This is a genomic window from Alkalicaulis satelles (assembly GCF_008630495.1).
Lineage (GTDB): Bacteria > Pseudomonadota > Alphaproteobacteria > Caulobacterales > Maricaulaceae > Oceanicaulis > Oceanicaulis satelles.
In genome coordinates this window covers 351,675-366,212 of sequence record NZ_VWOJ01000002.1, presented here as the reverse complement: position 1 = coordinate 366,212, position 14,538 = coordinate 351,675, and the positions used below count along the sequence as shown (strand labels likewise).

Annotated in this window: 13 protein-coding genes; 7 read left to right on the top strand and 6 right to left on the bottom strand. The window is 68.2% G+C overall.

The window, feature by feature from the left end; translation table 11 throughout:
* Window positions 1–147: 147 nt before the first annotated feature.
* The 3 genes from kdsB to F1654_RS07410 are packed head-to-tail and all read left to right on the top strand — an operon-like array spanning window position 148 to window position 2,770.
* Window positions 148–924, top strand: a complete 777-nt coding sequence (kdsB, locus tag F1654_RS07420; protein ID WP_150022890.1) for a 3-deoxy-manno-octulosonate cytidylyltransferase — start codon at window positions 148–150, stop codon at window positions 922–924.
* Complete coding sequence (locus tag F1654_RS07415; protein ID WP_150022889.1) at window positions 924–1,562, top strand: histidine phosphatase family protein; 639 nt, start codon at window positions 924–926, stop codon at window positions 1,560–1,562. The genes kdsB and F1654_RS07415 overlap by 1 nt, the downstream gene beginning before the upstream one ends.
* A complete protein-coding gene (locus F1654_RS07410; RefSeq protein WP_150022888.1) occupies window positions 1,559–2,770 on the top strand; it encodes an O-antigen ligase family protein in 1,212 nt (403 codons plus the stop codon). Before F1654_RS07415 ends, F1654_RS07410 begins: the two co-directional genes overlap by 4 nt.
* 4 nt (window positions 2,771–2,774) lie before the next feature.
* Here F1654_RS07410 and F1654_RS07405 read toward each other — a convergent pair whose 3' ends face one another.
* The 5 genes from F1654_RS07405 to F1654_RS07385 form a co-directional block, all read right to left on the bottom strand.
* The gene (locus F1654_RS07405) at window positions 2,775–3,809 is read right to left on the bottom strand and encodes a nucleotidyltransferase family protein (protein ID WP_150022887.1); all 1,035 of its coding nucleotides are present in this window, start codon (window positions 3,807–3,809) and stop codon (window positions 2,775–2,777) included.
* A gap of 52 nt (window positions 3,810–3,861) precedes the next feature.
* Window positions 3,862–5,082 (bottom strand): phosphoglycerate dehydrogenase, encoded by a 1,221-nt coding sequence (serA, locus tag F1654_RS07400; protein WP_150022886.1) that lies wholly within the window; start codon window positions 5,080–5,082, stop codon window positions 3,862–3,864.
* A 94-nt stretch (window positions 5,083–5,176) separates the two neighbouring features.
* Window positions 5,177–5,401: a hypothetical protein gene (locus F1654_RS07395; protein ID WP_150022885.1), complete on the bottom strand. Its 225-nt coding sequence runs from the start codon at window positions 5,399–5,401 to the stop codon at window positions 5,177–5,179.
* Complete coding sequence (locus F1654_RS07390; RefSeq protein ID WP_150022884.1) at window positions 5,398–6,288, bottom strand: MBL fold metallo-hydrolase; 891 nt, start codon at window positions 6,286–6,288, stop codon at window positions 5,398–5,400. The genes F1654_RS07395 and F1654_RS07390 overlap by 4 nt, the downstream gene beginning before the upstream one ends.
* Before the next feature lie 94 nt (window positions 6,289–6,382).
* Window positions 6,383–8,536, bottom strand: coding sequence for an alpha/beta hydrolase family protein (locus F1654_RS07385; RefSeq protein WP_150022883.1), 2,154 nt, complete (start codon window positions 8,534–8,536; stop codon window positions 6,383–6,385).
* Window positions 8,537–8,674: 138 nt separating this feature from the next.
* Between F1654_RS07385 and F1654_RS07380 the strand changes: the two genes are divergently transcribed.
* The 4 genes from F1654_RS07380 to F1654_RS07365 all read left to right on the top strand — a co-directional run bounded on the left by F1654_RS07380 (window position 8,675) and on the right by F1654_RS07365 (window position 12,125).
* Window positions 8,675–9,271, top strand: a complete 597-nt coding sequence (locus tag F1654_RS07380) for an SH3 domain-containing protein (RefSeq protein ID WP_150022882.1) — start codon at window positions 8,675–8,677, stop codon at window positions 9,269–9,271.
* 86 nt (window positions 9,272–9,357) lie between these two features.
* Entirely contained in the window at window positions 9,358–9,891 is a 534-nt protein-coding gene (gene fabA / locus F1654_RS07375) for a 3-hydroxyacyl-[acyl-carrier-protein] dehydratase FabA (protein WP_150022881.1), read from the top strand.
* Window positions 9,888–11,102, top strand: coding sequence for a beta-ketoacyl-ACP synthase I (gene fabB, locus F1654_RS07370; protein WP_150022880.1), 1,215 nt, complete (start codon window positions 9,888–9,890; stop codon window positions 11,100–11,102). Before fabA ends, fabB begins: the two co-directional genes overlap by 4 nt.
* 78 nt (window positions 11,103–11,180) lie before the next feature.
* On the top strand, window positions 11,181–12,125 hold the full coding sequence (locus tag F1654_RS07365) for a DUF4349 domain-containing protein (RefSeq protein WP_150022879.1): 945 nt from the start codon (window positions 11,181–11,183) through the stop codon (window positions 12,123–12,125).
* 25 nt (window positions 12,126–12,150) lie between these two features.
* Here the strand turns inward: F1654_RS07365 and pheT are convergent, their stop codons facing one another.
* Window positions 12,151–14,538, bottom strand: a complete 2,388-nt coding sequence (pheT, locus tag F1654_RS07360) for a phenylalanine--tRNA ligase subunit beta (RefSeq protein WP_150022878.1) — start codon at window positions 14,536–14,538, stop codon at window positions 12,151–12,153.

Here is a 14,538-nt window from a genome sequence, read left to right as displayed (position 1 = left end):
GCCTGGATGCCATGCCCGGACAATGTGTCCGGTTGCGGAAGGCGCCTTCTAACCCATCCCCGCGCGCCCGGCAAAGGGGCTTGCGCCCTTGGCGCAGGGGCGGGGTTCATGGCAAGGAGAACCCTGTCTGTTTGAAGGCCCCGCCCCATGTCCGTCATCGCCGTCATTCCCGCCCGTTATGGCTCGACCCGGTTTCCCGGCAAGCCGCTGCACGAGATCGCCGGCGTGGCCATGGTCGAGCGCGTGCGCCGGCTCGCCGCCGCTGCGCCGTCGGTCAGCCGGGTGCTGGTGGCCACTGATGACGCGCGCATCGCAAACGCCGTGGCCGGGTTTGGCGGCGAGGCGGTGATGACGCCGGAAAGCTGCCGCAACGGCACCGAGCGGGTTTATGAGGCGGTCAAGGCTTTCGCCGGGCCGGAGGATGTGATTGTCAATCTGCAGGGAGATGCGCCGCTGACCCCGCCCTGGGTGATCGAGGCGGCCGCCGGCGCCATGGCCGCCGATCCGTCCCTGCAGCTGGCCACCCCCGCCGTGGCGCTGGACGAGACGGCGCTCGCACTGCTCCGCGCCGCCAAGGCGGCCGGCGAGGTGGGCGGGACCAGCGTGGTGTTCGATCACGCCATGAACGCGCTCTACTTCTCCAAGGCGATCATCCCCTTCCGGCGCGAGACGGATGCCGCGCGCATCTACAAGCATATCGGGCTTTACGCCTACCGCTTCGCAGCGCTGGAGCGGCTGGTGGGTCTGGAGCCCGGACCGCTGGAGCTGGCCGAGAGCCTGGAACAGCTGCGCGCGCTGGAAAACGGCATGCCGATCCGGGTGGTGCTCACCGATTATCGCGGGCGCACGCCCTGCTCGGTGGATTCCCCGCGCGATGCTGAAGTCGCCGCGCAGATCATTGCGGCAGAGGGCGAGCTGGTCTGATGCGCCTGATCCTGGCCCGGCACGGCAATACGTTCGAGGCGGGCGAGACCCCGGTCTGGGTCGGTGCGCGCGAGGATTATCCCCTCACCGCCAAGGGCGAGGACCAGTCGCGCGCCATCGGCGCGGCGCTGAAATTCGCCGCCATCCGCCCTGCCCGCCTGATCGCCGGGCCGCTCAGGCGCACGCGCGAAGGCGCGGTTCTGGCCGCCGCGGTGTGCGGGTTTGACGGCGATATCGAGATAGACGCGCGCCTGAAGGAGCTTGATTACGGGCTTTGGGGCGGGCGCAGCGACGCTGATATCGCGGCTGAGTGGGGCGCAGAGGCCATCGAGGCCTGGCGCGAGCGCTCCATCGTGCCTGAAGGCGCAGGCTGGAGCCCGTCCCCGGCTGAGGCCGCGGCCAACGCACGCGCCGTTCTGGAAGGCGTCATGGCCGATGCGCGCGGCGATGTTTTGCTGATCAGTTCCAACGGCATATTGCGCTATTTCCACGCTCTGATTGCAGGCGCCGGCGCGCCGCCGGAAGAGGCCAAGGTGAAGACCGGGCATATGGGCGCCGCCCGGCTGGTGGCCGGCGTCTGGCGGTTGATGTTCTGGAATCAGCCCCCGGAAGCCGCGCGCGAAGCGCTGGCGCCATGACCGCCTTCCCGCGCGCCATGGTCTGGGTGTTTGCGGTCTGTATCGCAAGCAGCGTGATCGCTGCAGGGGCAGGCGCGCTGGGCATGGCGACGACAGTGGGCGTGCTGGGCCTGGCGGCTGCGCCTTTCATCGCCCGGCCGGCCTGGCGGGCGGTGCGCGCTGCGCCGCTGGTCCCGGCGCTGGCGGCGGCGGCCATCGCCTGGTTTGCGCTCAGCCATATCTGGTCGGCCTCCACGCGGCCCGATGAGGTCTACAAGCTGCTTTTGCTGGCGCCGGTCTATGTCATGGCCGCCTATGCCTGCTGGCGCGCCGATGACGCCATGGCGGCCCGGCTGGCGCCGTGGATCGCCGGCGGGACCGGCCTGCTGGCGCTCTGGTTCTCCATGGAGGCGCTGCTGGGCATGCCGGTCTCGATCCAGTCCAAGGACTGGTTCCATGATGTCACCGCCTACGAAGAAGCGCGCTCCATCGCCATGCGCCGGCTGTCGCGCGGGGCGACCCATTTCCTCATGCTCGCCGCGCCTGCCGCCCTGTGGCTGTGGATGCGTGGCGGACGCTTCAGCCGCGCGGGCGCGCTGGGCCTTCTGGCCGCCAGCGTGATCGCGGCGTCGGCCTTCGCGGTGGCCGCCAATGTGGTGGCGCTGACCCTGGCGCTCTGCGTCATGGCCGCCGCCCTGAAATGGCCGCGCCTGACCTTGCAGGGCGCGCTCATCGCAACAGCGGTCTTTATCCTGGCCTCGCCTGTGATCATGGGCGCGCTGCTGGCGCTGATCCCCGACAGTCTCGCCGAACGCCTGCCGCTGACCTGGCACTGGCGGATGGAAATCTGGGCCTTCGCGCTGGAGCGCATCGCCGAGCGGCCCGTGACCGGTCATGGCCTGGATTCCGGGCGGGTGATGAGCGATCTGGTCATGCTGCGCGGCATGGAGATCGAGCGCATGCCGATCCACGCCCACAATGCCGGGCTTCATATCTGGATGGAGACCGGGCTCATCGGCGCCGTCCTGGCCGCTGCGGCCCTTCTGGGTCTGGCGCGCGCGGCCGGCCGGGCGGCGCTGACCGCGCTGCAATGTGCGGCCATCGCCAGCGCTTTCACGGTGATGACGGTGAGCGTGATGCTGGGTTATGGCCCCTGGCAGGAATGGAACCAGGCCGCCCTAGCCCTGTCGGCGGGCGCGGCGTTTTTGCTGCTGCGCCAGAAAGCGTGAGGATTCAGGCGTCATCCATATCGATATGGCGCGCGGCCATCACCTGAAGATCAGGGCTGCGGGCCAGTGAATCACGGATGGCGGCGCGCCATTTCGGCCCGGTCCGCCAGGCCGTGTCCAGAGCTGCGGCAAGCTCCTGCGGCCGTGTTTCCTCCAGCGCTTCCATCAGGGCGCGCGCCTGAGCCAGATCCTTGCGCGCCTTGGCGCGTTGATGAGCTGGCCGGCGGCTTGCCACGATCAGCTTGTGGACGGCGAAACGCTCGGGCCGGGGTATGCGCACCAGCACGCCCGCCCGATACAGGCCGACAGCCGGGATCGGATCAGCGATCAGGAAGTTGAGAAAGTGCAGGGACTGGGCCCTGACACCCAGGCTCGGCAGGGCGCGCACGCCTTCCTCATCATCAAAGCTGGGGGTGAGGAAATCGATCGGCGTGCCGCCGCCGCGCGCCGCCCAGCGCGCACCGTCCTGACCGGGCTCAAGCCCGGGGACAGGCTTCAGCCCTAGGGGCTTCAGGGCTTCGGCCAGATCGGGATCGGGCTTGTCTTCAATGACCATCGCCAACCGCTCGAAGGCGGCGATGTCGATGTCCTCGGTCATGGGCACGGCGCGCCCGCTGACCCACATGCCCAGCTCGGCGGCATAGAGGGCGAAAGCATGCGTTCCGATCAACGTCCCGCCCAGCCGGAACACGCCCGCCCGGGCCAGCGCAGAGAGCACCTTGCCGCTTTGCATGTCCAGCGTGGGCAGGCCTGCAGCGCGCAGCTGGGCTATCATGGTCCCGCAGCGGGCTTCAAAGGCGGCGCGATCCTCGCGGCTGGACTGGAGCGCTTCAATGCGGCGCCGGACATCGTCTGTATCCGGGCCGATATAGCGGGTGCGCACATGGCCGTTGATGCGCATATTGGCGTACCAGTAGCGCTTGCCATCCACTTCCCGGACAAATGGCGCGCCCTCGACGGGCGCCTCGGGCTGCATCAGCCAGGCGTCGAGCAGGTCCTGATAAATCGTATGGACGGCCAGAGGGACAGCTTCGATCATGACTTACACTACCAAAATTATTTTTGTAGTGTAAGCGCCTTCGCGCCCGGCCCTACGCCGTGATGGCGCGGGCGCGGATGGTGCCGTCTATGGCGCGGATGATGTCCAGGAAGCCGGACGGGAGCGCGCCCTCCAGGTCGGCGATGGCGTAGCCGATCTCGCCCTCTGTGCGCAGGAACTGGGCGGCGACATTGAGCCCGGCCTGTTCAGACGCGTCATTGAGTTTTCTCAAATAGCCCGGGCGGTTGAGATGCGGCGCCAGGATGCGCGTGCGCCCCGGCTGCAGCGGGCCGGCGTCCACCTGGGGGAAGTTCACCGCGTGGGAGGTGGATCCTTCATAGAGGAATTTGGCCAGCTTGGTGGCCGCATCCAGCCCGATCGCCGCCTGGGCCTCCAGGGTCGACCCGCCGATATGCGGGGTGAGGATCACATTGGGGCAGCCGATGAGCGGGCTTTCAAAGCGCTCGTCCTTGCCCTTGGGCTCCACCGGGAACACGTCCACCGCCGCGCCCGCCAGATGGCCCGAACGCAAGGCGGCGGCCAGCGCATCCACATCCACCAGATCGCCCCGCGCCTGATTGATCAGGAACGCGCCCGGCTTCATGGCGGCGATGCGCGAGGCGTCCATCAGATTGCGGGTGCGCGCCGTGGACGGCACGTGCAAAGTGACCACGTCGCTCTCGGCGATCAGCGCGTCCAGGCTCTCCATGGGCCGGGCGTTGCCGTGGGCCAGCTTGGGCTCGATATCGTAAAAATAGACGTGCATGCCCAGCGCCGAGGCGATCACCGACAGCTGCGCGCCGATATTGCCGTAGCCCACAATGCCGAGCTTTTTCTTGCGCACTTCATTGCTGCCCTCGGCGCTTTTGAGCCATTCGCCCCGGTCGATGGCGGTCATCTTTTCGGGCACGCGGCGCATCAGCATGATGATGCTGGCGATGGCCAGCTCGGCCACCGAACGGGTGTTGGCGAAGGGTGCGTTGAACACCGGCACGCCGCGCGTGGCGGCGGCGGAGAGGTCGACCTGATTGGTGCCGATGCAAAAGCACCCCACGGCCAGAAGATCAGGGGCTACGTCCAGCAGGGCGGCGTCCACCTGGGTGCGCGAGCGAATGCCCAGCAGCTTCGCCTTGGCCGCTTCGGCGCGCAGGGTCTCCGGCGCCGGCGAGCCGGGCAGTCGCCGGATAGAGACCGGCCCCAGCTGGCTGAGGGCGGCGTCGGCGTCGGGATGGACGTTTTCGACCAGTAAGGCGTCAGGCTGGGTTTCGGTCATGGGGCTCGCTCGTGCTCGGACTGTGCTGCGCTGCACACAATGGCCCAGGCCCGGACAATTGCAAGCCGCCGGGATGATTGCGCTCCGGGCGCCGTCAGCGCCTGCGCCGCTTGGAGCGCGGGCGCCGGCCCGGCTTGGCGTTGCGCGTGGAGAACACCACCACGAACCAGAACGCGGCGGCGAACGCGATGCCGGCCAGGAAGCCCTGCACCCAGCCGCCCAGAACCACCCACATGATGAGGCCCATGAACACGGCCAGCGCCACGATCATGGTGATGATATTGGCCGGCGGCAGCCAGCCGGGGCGCGCCTTTTTCATTGCACGGCGTCCCGGTAGAGGATGGCGGTCATGGTCCGGGTGGAGATGAAGCCCCAGCTCCAGTCCTCATCGAATTCAGCCAGCGGATTGGCGTCCTGCACCGCCTCCAGCGACAGGTCCTGAGCGGCCAGCGCCGCAACAGCCTCTTGCGCTGCGCTTAGCATGGCGATGCTGGCCAGCACGTCGGCGCGAGCAGACAGCGGCCCGTGGCCGGGGATGATGCGCGTATCCGGCCCGGCGGCGTCAGCAATGGCCTGCATGCCCGCGATCATGCCTGCAACCGTGCCGCCATTATCCAGATCGATGAAGGGATACAGGCCCGAGAACAGAAGATCGCCGGTATGGATCACATCGGCTTCTTCAAAATGAACCCACAGATCGCCGTCGGTGTGGGCGTCGGGCGCGTGGTGGATGCGCGCGGTATGGCCGTTGAGCGTGATCACCGCGCCTTCACTGACGCCCACCACCGGCAGGAAGGGGCCGTCCAGCGGATCGGGCGTGTTGCCGGTCACGGCGTTGGGCGAGGGCGATTGCAGGCGCCCGCGCACGGACGGGTGGGCCATGATCAGCGCGCCGCGTTCAGCAAAATACGCATTGCCCAGCACATGGTCGCCATGCAGGTGCGTGTTGAGCACAAGGCGCACCTCCGCCCCGTCCGAAACGGCTTTCTGCGCCTCGTCCAGACCCGGCGCGAGATGGGCCATCTGGGTGTCGATCATCCACACCCCGTCCGGTCCGGCGCTGACGCCCACATTGCCCGCCACATGGGTGGCCAGCATGTAGAGCCCGCCGCCCAGATCGGTGGTCTCCACCGGCGGCGCCTCCTGGGCGTGGGCGGGCAGGGTGCAGCAAAAGGCGGCGGCGAGCGCCCTGGCGCGCAAGGTCATGACCGGTCCTCCTCAAGATTATCGTTTCTCCGGCCAAGGATGGGACGCCGGGCGCCCGGCGTCCAGTGCCCGCGCCACCGCCCGGCGCGCCGGTTCAGTTATCGAAGGGATCGATCTCGACGATGATGTCCACGATCTCGCCGTCCGCGCTGTCCATCTCCCGGCGCGCCTGGGCGAGGGCGCCGCGCGGGGTTTGCAGATGGTCGAACAGGAAGAACACGATGCGCGTGGCCACATGCGCCCATTGCCGGTCGGTTGCGATATTATGTCCGCCATTGTGCGGGATATAGCTGTGCTCCACCCGCGCGGCCTTCAGGGCGCGCTCCATGATCCGGCTTTGCTCCACCGGGACCACGCCGTCCCGGCGCCCATGAAGCAGCAGCACGGGCGCCTGGATTTCGCGGGCGCGCCGGGCCGGTGAGTAGGCGATCAGCTGGTCCATCGCGGTGTTCGGATCGCCCATGGCGCGGCGGGCATAGTCGAACACTTCACCGCCCTCGTCTTCCAGCCAGCCGAGCAGATCAGGCAGGTCCGAAGGCGCTGCGCCTGCGATCACACAGCGATATAGGCCGGGTTCCAGAACGGCCTGCATCAGGGCGGAATATCCGCCAAAGCTCCAGCCCACCGCGCACACCCGGTCCGGGTCGACCAGGCCGCGCTCGAGAAGATCGCGCACCCCGTCTGTGATATCGGACTGGATCAGCCCGCCCCACTGGCCATAGCCCGCTTCGGCGAAGGCCCGGCCGAAGCCGTGAGAGCCGCGAAATTGCGGCTGGAACACCAGATAGCCCTGGGCGGCGATCAGCTGGGCGAGCCGGTCGAAATCATGATGGTCGCGCGCTTCCGGCCCACCATGGGGCAGCACAACCAGCGGCGGGGGATCGCCTGCGGGGGTTTGGGGCCAGGTGAGATAGCCGAACAACCCGGTCCCGTCGCGCGCGCCGTAGTCATGTACGCTCACCCGGGCCAGGGCGCGTCTGGCGAGCAGGGGCTGGCGGTCGCCGATCGGCCAGATCTGGGAGGCGTCCATGTCATAGAGATAGAACACGCCCGGTTCACCCGGGCCGGTCACCTTGATCAGCACGCGCTCGCCCACGCGCTGGACGGGAAAGGCGAGCGTGTCCTCACCAAAAAATGCGGCCAGGGCCGGCAGGTGGGCGTTGATATCCTCATCGAACATCATCAGCCGCCGGCGGGTATCCGACCAGGTCACGCCCAGCGCGGTCAAGGTCAGCGGATCAACGATCACGCCGCTGACATCATACTCGGGATGGGAAAAAGCCGCTCCCGCCAGTTCGCGCGTGGAGAAGGCGTACCGGTAGAGCCCTGTGGTGCCGGTCTCTGGATTGTTCCAGTAGACCAGAGCCTCGTCATGAACGTCTGACCGGGCCGTCCATTCGTAATCGCGCTGCAGGCGCTGGAACTCGTTGACCGGCACGCGCTGGGCGGTGCGCCAGCGCCGCGTGCCGGGCGCGCGCACAAGGATGCGCAGGTCCTGGCCGTAACCGGCCAGGTCCCAGCGCATGGTCGCCTCGCCTGCCGCATTGGTGAAGAAGGCGATTGTGGCTTCTGACCCGCTGACAGCCACGCGCGCGCGTCCCGTCTCGATATTCACCCGGTAGAGATTGAGCGAGCCGGCCGAGCTGCGCGCCGGCAGAAGGACATGGTCGGGATCATGGAGCAGAAAATCAGACACCTGATCCAGGCGCGTGTTGAACAGGTGATTGAACTGGCGGCTTGAGAAATCGAACAGCATGACCGGGTCCTGGCCGTCCCGGCGCACGGACATGATCTGGCTGCGGCGAATTTCGGTTATGCGGGTGCGCGTGCCGTCGCTGCGCACCGCCTGAAATCCAGCGCCGCGCACTTGCGCCATAAGCTCCAGCCCCAGAAGCACGCGTTCATTATTGCCCCAGGCCGCCCACCGCACCGTCATGTCCGGCAGGGGCAGGCGCGTTGCGCGCGGCTCGCCAGGATCAGTCAGGTCAATGATGACAATCTGATTGGGCGTTCCGGCGGGATCGGCCGGCTGGGGTTCGCGCACGAACAGCAAGGACCGCCCGTCCGGGGATAATTGCGGATTCTCCATCGCTGCAGGGGCGGTGAAGTCCGTGATCGCAGGCGGGCGCGGCTGGCCAGCCGCCGGGCCGGCGGCCATCAGCCATGCCAGAAGGACGCCGGCGAGCAGGCCTGCGCCTGTGATAATGCGCCAGCGGCGCGTGCGCCTTGCAAAGGCTGCTGCGCGCATATGCCCCTCCCTCAGCCGCAGAACATTCTGGCCTTAGGCGAGTGTGCGCCCCCTTGCACGTTGTGGCAAGTGCGGCCGGACTGGCAGGGGCTTCATGCTTAACCGGAATTTCACCGGCGCGGCCCGACTCTCGGCGTCATGCGCGCCCTTCGTATCCTGACCGTGATCGCCGTTCTGCTTGTCCCGTCTGCGCCCGCGCTGGCGCAGGGATGCGAGACGTTTTCCGGCCTGCCCACGCCGCGCTTCGTCACGCTCAAGAGCGGTGATGTGGTGGGCCGCGCCGGGCCGTCGCGCGATCATCCCGCCCGCTGGCGATATCAGCGCGCGGGCCTGCCCGTTCTGATCATCGCCGAGACCCCGCTCTGGCGCCGGGTGGAGGACCCGGACGGGGAACAGGTGTGGATGCTTCATTCCCTCCTGTCTGGCCGGCGGGCGGTATATGCGCGCGCGCAGACCGATCTCATGGCCCGCGCCGATGACGAAGCGAACCTGATCGCGCGCATCGAGCCGGGCGCCATTTTATGGCTGGAGCGCTGCCGGGCCGGCTGGTGCCGGCTGAGTGCGGACGGGCGGCGCGGCTGGGCGCGTGCAGATGCGTTCTGGGGCGTCTATGCCGATGAGGCCGGCGCCAGCCCTGCGCTTGAGGGCGCGCAAAACCCGTGCTACCGCTCGCTCCCGGAGCCAGCGCCGCTGGCCGCGCAGGCGCCCGATAGCGCCTCCGGTCCGGCCCGCTGATCAGATCAGTCCCGCGCCGCGCAGCGCTTTGACCTGCACGCCGCCCGAACCGGTGAGGGCTTCAGTCCCCGCCGCCCTGAGGACCCATGACCGCCCAACGCAACAGCTATGACTATGACGCCCTGATCGCCTGCGGCCGCGGCGAGCTTTTCGGCCCCGGCAACGCCCAGCTGCCCCTGCCGCCCATGCTGATGTTCGACCGCATCACCCGCATCGCCGCCGAGGGCGGCGCGCACGGCAAGGGCGAGGTGATCGCCGAACTCGATGTCAAACCGGACCTGTGGTTCTACGCGTGCCATTTCCAGAATGATCCGGTCATGCCCGGCTGCCTGGGACTGGACGCCATGTGGCAGCTTGTGGGATTCTTCCTGGGCTGGACAGGCGCGCCCGGGCGCGGACGCGCGCTGGGCGTGGGCGAGGTGAAATTCACAGGCCAGGTGCCGCCGAGCGTGAAGAATGTGCGCTACATCATTGATCTCAAGCGGGTCATCAACCGCAAGCTTGTCCTGGGCATCGCCGACGGGCGCGTGGAGGCGGACGGCCAGCTGATCTATGTGGCCAATGATCTGCGCGTCGGCCTGTTCAAACCTGAAGACCTCAATAGCGGAGCCGCCCAATGAGACGCGTCGTCGTCACCGGTATCGGGATCGTGTCCTCCATCGGCGACAATGCCGAGGAGGTCGCCGCCGCGCTGAAAGCCGGCCGCAGCGGCGTGGGGCCTGCGCCCGAATACGCCGAGCTGGGCTTCAAGTGCCAGGTGCACGCACGGCCCAAGGCCAATCCTGCCGAGCATGTGGACAAACGCGCCTGGCGCTTCATGGGTGAAGGTTCGGGCTGGACGTATATGGCCATGGAACAGGCCATCGCGGACGCCGGCCTGACGCCCGAAGAGGTGTCCCACGAGCGCACCGGCCTGATCATCGGAAGTGGCGGGCCCAGCGTTGAGGCCATTGTCGCCGCCGCCGACATCACCCGTGAAAAAGGCACGCGGCGCATCGGGCCGTTCGCCGTGCCCAAGGCGATGTGTTCGACCGGCTCGGCGACACTGGCCACCCCGTTCAAGATCAAGGGGCTGAACTATTCCATCAGCTCGGCCTGCACCACCTCGCTGCATTGCATCGGCGCTGCGGCCGAACAGATCCAGTTCGGCAAGCAGGACGTGATGTTCGCCGGTGGCGGCGAGGAGCTGCACTGGGCGCTGTCCAATCTGTTCGACGCCATGGGCGCCATGAGCGCGGGCTATAACGACACGCCCCAGAAGGCCTCGCGCGCGTTCGACAAGGACCGCGACGGCTTCGTCATCGCCGGCGGCGCAGGCGTTGTGGTGCTCGAAGACTATGAGCGCGCAAAGGCGCGCGGCGCCACGATCTGGGCCGAAGTGCTGGGCTATGGCGCCACCTCGGACGGCCATGACATGGTCCAGCCGTCGGGCGAAGGCGCGGCGCGCTGCATGCGCATGGCGCTGGAGCAGGCCAAAGGCCGTTCCATCGACTATATCAACCCCCACGCCACCTCCACGCCCGTGGGCGACATCAAGGAGGCCGAGGCGCTGCGCACGGTGTTCGGCAAATCCATTCCGGCCCTGTCAGGCACCAAGTCCATGTCCGGCCACTCGCTGGGCGCGGCGGGCGTGCAGGAGGCGATCTACTGCCTCCTGATGATGAAGCACGGCTTCATCGCCCCCTCCATCAATGTGGAGACCATTGATCCCGAACTGGCGGACCTGCCGGTGGTGACCCAGACCCGCGAAACCGGACTGAACACCATCCTGTCCAACTCCTTTGGCTTCGGCGGCACCAACGGCACCCTGATCATGGGCACGCCCGATTAGAAACGCCCCAACCCCTCCCTTTTCTGGCCGCATTGTCTGGTGCACCCTTGCGCGCAGGTCCAGGACAGGGAGCGGGACATGGGTATGCGGATGAGTATGGCGCTGGCCGGCGTGCTGGCGATCGGGCTGCTGGCCGGGTGCGACGGCGCAGAGGAGCGCCACGAGGTCAATTACGCAGACAGCGAGGCGGTCACAGCTTCGGGTGCGCGCATGGCGTCTGCGCCGCCGCCGCCCATGATGGCCGAGTCAGCGGGGCGCAGCAGCGATGCTTCCGCGCCCGAGCCGGCGCCGGGTGAACCGGCGGCCTATCTCGCCTACCGGTATGACTACACGGTGCGTCTGCCCGGCGCGGCTCTGGCCGATCTGCACGGCGCCCATGTGGCCGCGTGCGAGGCGGCGGGGCTCAATCAGTGCCAGGTGGTCCACGCCTCCACCCAGAACGCCGGGACGGAAAATGCCCGCGCAAACCTGCGCCTGCGCGCCGCGCCGGCCTGGATTGCGGGCTTCCGCGAAGGACTGGCCGGCGAGCTGGAGAGCGCGGGCGGTTCGGTGATCTCAGAGCAGACCGGGGTGGAGGATCTCACCACCCAGATCGTGGACGGCGAGGCGCGCCTGCGCGCGCGCGTCGCCCTGCGCGACCGGCTGCAGGCCATGCTCGAACAGCGCGAGGCGCGTCTGGAAGAGCTGATCCAGGTCGAGCGCGAGCTGGCGCGGGTCCAGGCCGATATTGAATCGCGTGAAAGCGTGATCGCGGCCCTGCGCCTGCGGGTGTCCATGTCGGAGCTGGGCGTGAGCTATCAGCCCCAGCTGACCCCGGTCTCGCGCTCAAATTTCGATCCGGTGAGCGAGGCGATCGAGTCCATGAGCCGGACCTTCGCCGAATCCCTGGGCGCGCTGATCAGCTTCCTGGCCGGACTCCTGCCCTGGCTGGTGCTGATCATCCCCGGCGCCTGGCTGATCCGGCGCTGGGTGCGCAAGGGACTGGAGCGCCGCCGCGCCCGCAAGGCGGGCGAAACGGGCTGATTAAATGGGCGCGTGGCTGGCGGGCTCAGGCCCGCAGGCGCGCGCCCGCTTTCTCCGCCGCGGTGATGATGGCTTTCGACGCGGCCTCGATTTCGGCCTCGGTGAGGGTCTTGTCTGCGGGCTGCAGCGTCACTTCCAGGGCGAGGCTGACATGGCCTTCGGGCACGCCCGCGCCCTGATAGCGGTCAAATAGCGCCACATCGGCGATCAGCGCCTTGTCTGCCCCGCGCACCGCGCGCATCAGCTCGCCCGCGCTGAGCGTCTCCGGGACCAGGAAGGCGAAGTCGCGGCGCACCGGCATCAGATCTGACAGGGCCAGCGCCGGGCGGGCCTTGAGGGCTTTCTTGCGCGGCGCCGGGATGGCGTCCAGCGTGATCTCGAAGGCCAGAACCCGGCCCTCCACGTCCAGCGCCTTGAGCACGCGCGGGTGAAGCTCGCCGAACTCGGCGATCAGATTGCGGCCAAGACGCAAGGCGCCCGACCGGCCCGGATGCCACCAGTCATGGGTGTCCGTGCTGACCTGCAGATTGTCCACCGGCGCGTCCGCTGCGGCCAGCGCGGCGAGCGCATCAGCCTTGATGTCGAACACGTCCGGCGCGCCCGCGCCGCGCCAGTCGCGCGCCGCGATGACCCGGCGGGCCGCGGCCACGACCGTGCGCTGGCCGTCGGGCTGATCATTGAGATAGACCGGCCCGGCCTCGAAGAAGCGCGGATCGGTGAGCCCTCTGCGCGCATTGGCTTCCAGCGCGGTGATCAGATGGACAAGCGCGCTGGGGCGCATCACGTCCAGCTTGGAGCTGATCGGATTGGCCAGCGTCAGGCCCGGCCCGGCTCCGCCGAACAGGGCCGCTTCGCTGTGGTGGCAGAAGGACCAGGTCACCGCCTCCTGATAGCCGCGCTGGGCCACAGCCCGGCGGCTGGCGCGCACCCGGTTTTGCAACACGGTGGCCGGCGCCTCCAAGCGCCCGTCAGGGCGGGCAAGCCGGGTGGCGGGCAGCTGGTCATAGCCCTCGATGCGGGCGATCTCCTCGATCAGGTCCGCGCCCTCATGACAATCACGCCGCCAGCTGGGCAGGGCGACCGTCCACACATCGCCGCGCGTCACGGCGAAGCCCAGCGCGGTGAGGATGGCCTCGATGCGGTCCGAAGGCAGGTCCAGGCCCAAGAGCTTCTTCACCCGCGCCGGATCAAAGGCGATGTCCGGCAGGCGCGCCGGCGCCTCGCCCGCCACCGTGACCTCGCTGGGTTCGCCGCCGCCATATTCGATGATCAGCGCGGTGGCGAGCTCCAGCCCGTCCATCACGCTTTCCGGGTCCACGCCGCGCTCGAAGCGGTATTTGGCGTCGCTGTCGATGCCGGTCTCCCGGCCCGTGACGCGGGTGATAGCCGGATCAAACCAGGCGCTCTCGAGGAACACGTCCGTCGTGGCGTCCGTGCAGCCCGAATATTCCCCGCCCATGACGCCGCCCAGGCCAAGGCAGCGCTCATCGTCCGCGATCACGCAGTGATGGGAGGCGGGCTGATACTCGCGCCCGTCCAGCGCCTCGAACGTATCGCCCTCGCCCGCCCCGCGCCGCGCCCGGATCACCTTGCCGATTTTGGCCAGATCATAGGCATGGAGCGGGCGCGCGCGGTCGTAGGAGACGAAATTGGTCACATCGGCCAACAGATTGATCGGGCGCAGGCCCACGGATTTGAGCCAGCGCTGCAGCCAGTCCGGCGAGGCGCCGTTCTTGACGCCCTTGATCACCCGTCCGGCGAACACCGGGCAGGCTTCAGGCCATTCCGTTTCGATGCGGACAGGGCAGGGGTAAAGCCCCGCCACGGGCGCGATGGCTTCATCCCTGAACACGCCCGCCCCGGCGGCGGCGAGATCGCGCGCAATGCCGTGCACGCCCAGCCAGTCGGGCCGGTTGGGGGTGACCTCGAAATCGATCACCGGATCATTGAGGCCCAGCGCCTGCGCTGCGGGCGTGCCCACCGGCCAGTCGCCCTCAAGGTCGGCGATGCCGTCATGATCCTCGCCGGCTTCCAGCTCCTTGGTCGAGCACAGCATGCCGTGGCTCTCCACGCCGCGGATCTTGCGCGGCTTGGCGTCCAGCGAAAAATCCAGGCCCGGGATATACGCGCCCAGCGGGGCGTAGATGGCGGTCATGCCGGCGCGCGCATTGGGCGCCCCGCACACGATCTGCTTGACGCCGTCCTTCGTCTCCACCGTGCAAACGCGCAGCTTGTCCGCATCCGGGTGCGGCTCGGCGGCGATGACGCGCGCGGTGGTGAAGGGGGACAGGCGCGCCGCCGGGTCGTCCACATGCTCGATCTCAAGCCCGGCCATGGTCATGGCGTCGGTCAGGGCCGGGATGGAGAGATCGGTGTCCAGATGGCGTTTGAGCCAGGAGAGGGTGAATTTCAT

What these genes read in the sequence shown, in the direction of transcription:
- fabA (WP_150022881.1), top strand. Translation starts at nt 9,358, where the DNA reads ATGACCGCCCAACGCAACAGCTATGACTATGACGCCCTGATCGCCTGC.
- F1654_RS07390 (WP_150022884.1), bottom strand. Translation starts at nt 6,288, where the DNA reads ATGACCTTGCGCGCCAGGGCGCTCGCCGCCGCCTTTTGCTGCACCCTG.
- serA (WP_150022886.1), bottom strand. Translation starts at nt 5,082, where the DNA reads ATGACCGAAACCCAGCCTGACGCCTTACTGGTCGAAAACGTCCATCCC.
- F1654_RS07380 (WP_150022882.1), top strand. Translation starts at nt 8,675, where the DNA reads ATGCGCGCCCTTCGTATCCTGACCGTGATCGCCGTTCTGCTTGTCCCG.
- fabB (WP_150022880.1), top strand. Translation starts at nt 9,888, where the DNA reads ATGAGACGCGTCGTCGTCACCGGTATCGGGATCGTGTCCTCCATCGGC.
- pheT (WP_150022878.1), bottom strand. Translation starts at nt 14,538, where the DNA reads ATGAAATTCACCCTCTCCTGGCTCAAACGCCATCTGGACACCGATCTC.
- F1654_RS07405 (WP_150022887.1), bottom strand. Translation starts at nt 3,809, where the DNA reads ATGATCGAAGCTGTCCCTCTGGCCGTCCATACGATTTATCAGGACCTG.
- kdsB (WP_150022890.1), top strand. Translation starts at nt 148, where the DNA reads ATGTCCGTCATCGCCGTCATTCCCGCCCGTTATGGCTCGACCCGGTTT.
- F1654_RS07395 (WP_150022885.1), bottom strand. Translation starts at nt 5,401, where the DNA reads ATGAAAAAGGCGCGCCCCGGCTGGCTGCCGCCGGCCAATATCATCACC.
- F1654_RS07365 (WP_150022879.1), top strand. Translation starts at nt 11,181, where the DNA reads ATGGGTATGCGGATGAGTATGGCGCTGGCCGGCGTGCTGGCGATCGGG.
- F1654_RS07415 (WP_150022889.1), top strand. Translation starts at nt 924, where the DNA reads ATGCGCCTGATCCTGGCCCGGCACGGCAATACGTTCGAGGCGGGCGAG.
- F1654_RS07385 (WP_150022883.1), bottom strand. Translation starts at nt 8,536, where the DNA reads ATGCGCGCAGCAGCCTTTGCAAGGCGCACGCGCCGCTGGCGCATTATC.
- F1654_RS07410 (WP_150022888.1), top strand. Translation starts at nt 1,559, where the DNA reads ATGACCGCCTTCCCGCGCGCCATGGTCTGGGTGTTTGCGGTCTGTATC.